The following is a 5,432-nucleotide window of genomic DNA, read 5'->3' as shown; positions in this document are numbered from 1 at the left end:
CGCGCTGCTGCGCACACGCTCGACCAGCAGCGCCACCGCTTCGGGCGACGGCGTGGCCGCCGGCGCCAGCAGGCGCGGCGCGCCGGCGCGCGACAGCTGCTCGACCAGCGGCCGCCAGGGTTCGGGGCCGGTGGCGGGCTGCGGCTCCAGCGGTTTGCGAAAGCGTGCGTTGACGTGCACCGCGCCGGCCAGCGGGTGGTGCGTGGCCAGCACCGCCTGCGCGGCGAGGCGCGGCACCGCGCGCAGCGCCGCCGGGTGGGCGTCGGGCAGGCCGAGCTCGAAGAAGGCGCGGGCGTGGCCGCCGAACAGGCGCAGCTGGTCCACCGTCTGCGAGGCCTGCGCCTCCTGCACTTCCCAGGGCCGGTCGGCGCTGAGCAGCAGCAGCGGGATGCCGGCTTCGCGTGCTTCCATCGCCGCCGGCAGCCAGTGGCCGGGTGCGGTGCCGCTGGTGGCCAGCACCACCGAGGGCCGGCCGCTGGCACGCGCCTGGCCGAGCGCGAAGAAGGCGGCGGCCCGTTCGTCGTGCAGCACCGTGAACGGCATGGCCTGCGCCAGCGCCAGCGCCAGCGGCGTCGAGCGCGAGCCCGGGCTGATGACGGCGTGGGCGACGCCGGCTTCGCGCAGCGACTGCACGAACAGCCGCGACCAGGCGCTGTGCAGGTCGCTCATCGCGCCGCCCCCGGGCCGGCCGGCGGCCGCACGCAGGTTACGGGCTTCATGCCGTCACCCGGCGCCAGGCGTCGAGCACGCTGTGCTGCTTGGCGCGGGTCTCGGCGAGTTCACGTTCGCCGTCGGAGCCGTCGACGATGCCGGCGCCGGCCGGCAGCACGGCGTTGCGGCCGGCGAGCACCGCGCCGCGCAGCGCCACCACCGCATGCGCCGAGCCGTCGGCCGACAGGCGCAGCACCGGGCCGGCGTACAGGCCGCGCGGCTCGCCTTCCAGCGCCGCCAGCAGCGCGGCGGCGGCTTCGGTGGGCAGGCCGCAGACGGCGGGCGTGGGGTGCAGCGCGCGCACCAGCGCCAGCGCGTCGGCGTCGGCGCGCAGCGTGGCTTCGATCGGCGTGTGCAGATGCGCCAGGCCGCGCGTGCGCCGCAGCCCCGGCGTGCGCAGCGGCGGCAGCGCCTGCACCCAGGGCGCGATGGCGGCGCGCACCGCGTCGACCACGACGGCGTGTTCGTGGCGCTCCTTGGTGTCGGCGTGCAACTCGTCGGCCAGGGCTTCGGGGCGGGTGCCGGCCAGCGCTTCGGTGCGCAGCAGGCGGCCGTCCAGGCGCAGCAGGGTCTCGGGCGTCGCACCCAGCCAGGCTTTGCCGCCGCGGCACCAGGCGTAGCGCACGGCAGCGGGCTGGTGCTGCGACAGCCGGCGCAGCACCGCGGCCGCGCTCGGCGCCCGGTCGAAGCGGATGCCGGCGCGGCGCGCCAGCACCACCTTGACCAGTTCGCCGGCGCGGATGCGGCGCACCGCCTCGCCGACGGCGCGGCTGAAGCCGCCCGGTGCGGCGCCTTCGTCCAGGTCCTCGAAACCCGGCAGCGGCGCGGCTTCGGCGGGTGCCAGCGCGGCGATCTCGGCCGCGGCCTCGGCCAGGCGCGCATGCAGCGTGTCGGCCAGCTGCGCCGGCAGCGTCAGCCGCAGCCAGGCGCGGCCGCCGCGCTGCACCACCAGGCGCTCGGGCAGCACCACGCCGCCGGGCATCAGGCCGGACCAGAGTGCGTCGGCCACCTCGCCGCGGCGAAACGGCAGCGCGCCCAGCGCGCTGGGCGGCGGCGCCTCGGGGCTGAGGTCGGCGAGCCCGGCCCAGAGCGCGGCGGTGTCGCCGGCTTCACCGGCCAGCCAGCGTGCGGCGCCCATGCCGACCCAGGACTCGCCGTCGGGCGCCAGGAAGGCGGCCGTCGGCTCGGCACCGAGTGCCAGCAGGCGTTCGGGCGGCAGCGGCGGGATCTCCAGCGCGGCGCTGCACAAGCGCAGCGGCAGGCCGGGGGGCAGGGCGAGGTTCATCGGGGCGGGGAAGGCGGACGGCATCGCCGCCGCGTGACGGGCGCGGGGCAGCGGCGGGACGATACACGCAGGTGCCCGGCCGGCGGGGGTTTATGCCTAGACCTATGTCAAGAGAGCGTGACGATATGCCTTGCCGCCGTCAGCAAGCCGCGGCGCCGGCGGTGGCCGCAGCGGCTCAGCTCCCGCGGGCGTCGGGGGCGCGGCGCGGCAAGTGCACGCTGAAGGTCGTGAGGCCGCCGTCGGCCTGCACCGCGACGTCGCCGCCATGCGCCTGGGCGACTTCGCGCACGATGTACAGGCCCAGCCCGAGGCTGTCGCGGCTGTCCTCGCTGTCGGGCAGCGCCGGGCCGCGCTGCAGCGGCCCGAACAGCGCGCCGAAGGCCGCGGCGTCCAGCGTCGCGCCGGTGTTCGTGACCTGCAGCAGCACCGGGTCGTGCTCGCCGCGCAGCTCGACCCGCACCGGCGTGTCGCTGGCGCCATAGCGCAGCGCGTTGGACACCAGGTTGCGCAGCAGCTGCTGCAGGCGCGGCCCGTCCCAGTGGCCGTGCGTGTCGCCGCTGATTTCAAGCTCGATGCGGCGGTTCGGGTGCGCGCCGCGCAGCTGGTCCACCTCGTCGAGCACCGCCGCACCGAGGTCCAGCTCGGCGCGCGCCAGGTCCAGGCCCAGGCCCAGGCTGGTGCGGCCGAAGGTCGACAGGTCGTCGATCAGCGCCCGCAGCGACACGCCGCTGCGCAGCAGGCGGCCCGCGGCCGCCGCCACCGCGTCGCCGGCCTGCAGCTGCGACAGGTAGTGCGCCGTCATCAGCACGTTGCTGAGGGGGGTGCGCATGTCGTGGCCCAGCATCGCCAGCAGCAGGTTGCGCGAGGTCTCGACCTGGTCCTGGAAATGCGCCACCGATTCGGCGACGGCCTGGTCCAGCGCCTCGTTGAAGCGGATCACCTCGCCCAGCCCGTGCCGGTCCAGCGGCACCGCGTCCAGCCAGCGGCGCAGTACGCTGGCGCGCAGCGCCCGGTACTCGGCCACCAGCTGGATGATGTCGAAGCCGTTGCGTGCCCGCAGCACGGCATGTGTCTGGGCCGCGGTCTCGGGCGCGCCGTGCTCGGTGGGCGCCCGCCCCTTGGACTTCTCGGACTGCTCCCAGCGTGTCTGGCCGGTCGCCAGGTCGCCGGCGATCGCCTTCAGGATGGCCGGCGCGTGGTCGCGCAGCGCCAGCGCCGTCATGCCGGCGGCACCCGGCAGCTGCGTGGCAGCGAAGGCTTCCCACTCGGCGATGATGCCGTCCATGTCTTGAACGATGAACTCCGCCAGACCCATGGCCGTGCCTTTTGTGGACGCTGTCCGAAGAAGCCGCGGCCGATGTCGGGGGCGGGGACGCGCGGCGGCGGCGTGACCAGCCAGACGCCGCTGGCGCCGGGCCGGTGCCCGCGCCGCAGCCGGGTGAGAGGCAGTGTAGGCACCTGCCGGAACAGGGCATCCCGGGTGCCCGCGGGCGCGCTCAGCCGACGCAGCTTCGTGGCCGGTCCCCAGCCGCATGCAGCTGCAGCGGGCCGCGCCAGCGCTTCAGAGCCTGAACACGCCGACGGCTGTCGCCAGCCGTGCCGACTGGTCCTTCAGGCTGCCGGCCGCCGAGGCCGCCTCTTCGACCAGCGCGGCGTTCTGCTGCGTCATCTGGTCGAGCTGCGACACGCCGGCGTTGAGCTGGCCGATGCCGTCGCTCTGCTCGCGCGTGGCGGCGCCGATCTCGCCGATGATCTGGTTGACGCGTTGCACGCTGGCGACCAGTTCGGTCATCGTGCTGCCGGCGCCCTGCACCATGCGCGAGCCGGCTTCGACGCTGTCGACGGCGCTGCCGATCAGGGCCTTGATCTCGCGCGCCGCCTGCGCCGAGCGCTGGGCCAGCGAACGGACCTCGCTCGCCACCACCGCGAAGCCGCGGCCTTGCTCGCCGGCGCGCGCCGCCTCGACCGCCGCGTTCAGCGCCAGGATGTTGGTCTGGAAGGCGATGCCGTCGATGACGCCGATGATGTCGCTGATGCGGCGCGAGCTGGTGCTGATCTCTTCCATCGTCGCGACCACCTGGCTCACCGCCTCGCCGCCGCGCTGGGCGACGCTGGCGGCGCTGTTGGCCAGCCCGCTGGCGGTGCCGGCGGCGTCGGCCGTCTGGCGCACCGTGCCGGCCAGCTGCGTCATCGAAGCCGCGGCCTGCTGCAGGTTGGAGGCCGTCTGTTCGGTGCGTGTGGACAGGTCCATGTTGCCGCTGGCGATTTCGCTGCTGGCGGTGCCGATGCTGTCGGTCGACGCCCGTACCTCGCCGATCAGGCTCCGCAGCGAGGTCTGCATGCTCTGCAGCGAGCGCAGCAGCCGGCCGGTCTCGTCGTCGTTGCGCGGCGTGATGCTGCGCGTGAGGTCGAAGTGGGCGATGGCGTCGGCGACGCCCACCGCCTCGTTCAGCGGCACGGTGATCGAACGTGTCAGCCACAGCGACAGCGCGGCGCCGACCAGCAGCGCGCTGATGCCGAAGACCACCAGCGCGATGCGTGCCGCGCGGTTGGCATTGGCTGCCTGCAGGGCCTGGGCGTCGAGTTCGGCGCGCTGCATCTGCACCAGCGACCGGATCGCGTCCTGGAACTGCGTGGCCGCCGGCTGGAACTTGCTCTCGAATATCTCGTGGGCCTTGTCGACATCGCCCGCCTGGCGCGCCGCATAAACCTCGTCGCGCGAGCCCAGATAGACCTTGCGGGCCGCCGACATCTTCTCGAAGAGCGCTTTTTCCTCGGCCGTCTCCATCATCGGCTCGAGTTTCTTCTGGTATTCGCTCGACTGTTTCGTCGACTCCGCCGAGATCGTCGCGAAGAACTTCGAGAGGTTGGCGTCGGTGCTCACCGCGATCGCCGTCGTGCGGTTCACGCCGCCGCTGATGTTGCGGTACCAGTCGGAGGCGATGCGCTCGGCGGTGAGCGAGTCCTCGAGCATCTCCTTGTTGGCGTCGGCCGTGCGGCTGAGCGCCCAGTAGCCGAAGCCCGAGCCGGTGAAGGCGATCAGCAGCACGAGCGCCAGCACGGTGCTCAGGCGTTGGCCGATCGATCTGGCACCCGACAGCGTTTTCAACATTTACATCCCCAATAGGTCAATAGGCCGGCGCCACGCCCGTCGGCAAATGCGAAGTTCACTCTTTCCTTCGGCCGCCCCGGCAGCCACTTGAGCGTTATTTCCGGCCGCGGGTGCGATGTGCGGGCCTGCGCGTGAATATCCAATGGATGTCTGGTCAGCGTGCAGATATCATTTTTGGGTTATCTGCCAAAAGTATCATTAGGGTGCTGGCGGCCTGGCAAGGTTCGCGGCCTGCAGGCCGTGGTGTGCGCGGACAAGGCTGTGCGGTGGCGCGCAGGTGGCGGGGCGAGGGCCGCGGCGCCGGCGAGGCCGCCGGGTCGGGTG

4 protein-coding genes are annotated in these 5,432 nt (G+C 73.6%); all 4 read right to left on the bottom strand.

Translation table 11 applies throughout. The features are described 5' to 3' along the window. Nucleotides 1–669: thiamine pyrophosphate-binding protein (locus CKO43_RS24865; RefSeq protein WP_259375344.1), on the bottom strand; the 669-nt coding region annotated here is incomplete at its 3' end. Nucleotides 670–715: 46 nt separating this feature from the next. After that, complete coding sequence (locus CKO43_RS24860; protein ID WP_200380346.1) at nt 716–1,996, bottom strand: isochorismate synthase; 1,281 nt, start codon at nt 1,994–1,996, stop codon at nt 716–718. Between the two features lie 175 nt (nt 1,997–2,171). Next, nucleotides 2,172–3,311, bottom strand: a complete 1,140-nt coding sequence (locus tag CKO43_RS24855; RefSeq protein WP_200232352.1) for a sensor histidine kinase — start codon at nt 3,309–3,311, stop codon at nt 2,172–2,174. 246 nt (nt 3,312–3,557) lie between these two features. Next, nucleotides 3,558–5,108, bottom strand: a complete 1,551-nt coding sequence (locus CKO43_RS24850) for a methyl-accepting chemotaxis protein (RefSeq protein WP_200232353.1) — start codon at nt 5,106–5,108, stop codon at nt 3,558–3,560. Between the last annotated feature and the right edge of the window lie 324 nt (nt 5,109–5,432).

The sequence above is a fragment of the Rubrivivax gelatinosus genome, from assembly GCF_016583785.1.
Classification (GTDB): domain Bacteria; phylum Pseudomonadota; class Gammaproteobacteria; order Burkholderiales; family Burkholderiaceae_C; genus Rubrivivax; species Rubrivivax gelatinosus_B.
This window is presented reverse-complemented; position numbering and strand designations above follow the sequence as displayed.

Bases quoted from the DNA above. Each gene is read 5' to 3' on its own strand.
- CKO43_RS24855 (WP_200232352.1), bottom strand. From the start codon at position 3,311: ATGGGTCTGGCGGAGTTCATCGTTCAAGACATGGACGGCATCATCGCC.
- CKO43_RS24850 (WP_200232353.1), bottom strand. From the start codon at position 5,108: ATGTTGAAAACGCTGTCGGGTGCCAGATCGATCGGCCAACGCCTGAGC.
- CKO43_RS24860 (WP_200380346.1), bottom strand. From the start codon at position 1,996: ATGAACCTCGCCCTGCCCCCCGGCCTGCCGCTGCGCTTGTGCAGCGCC.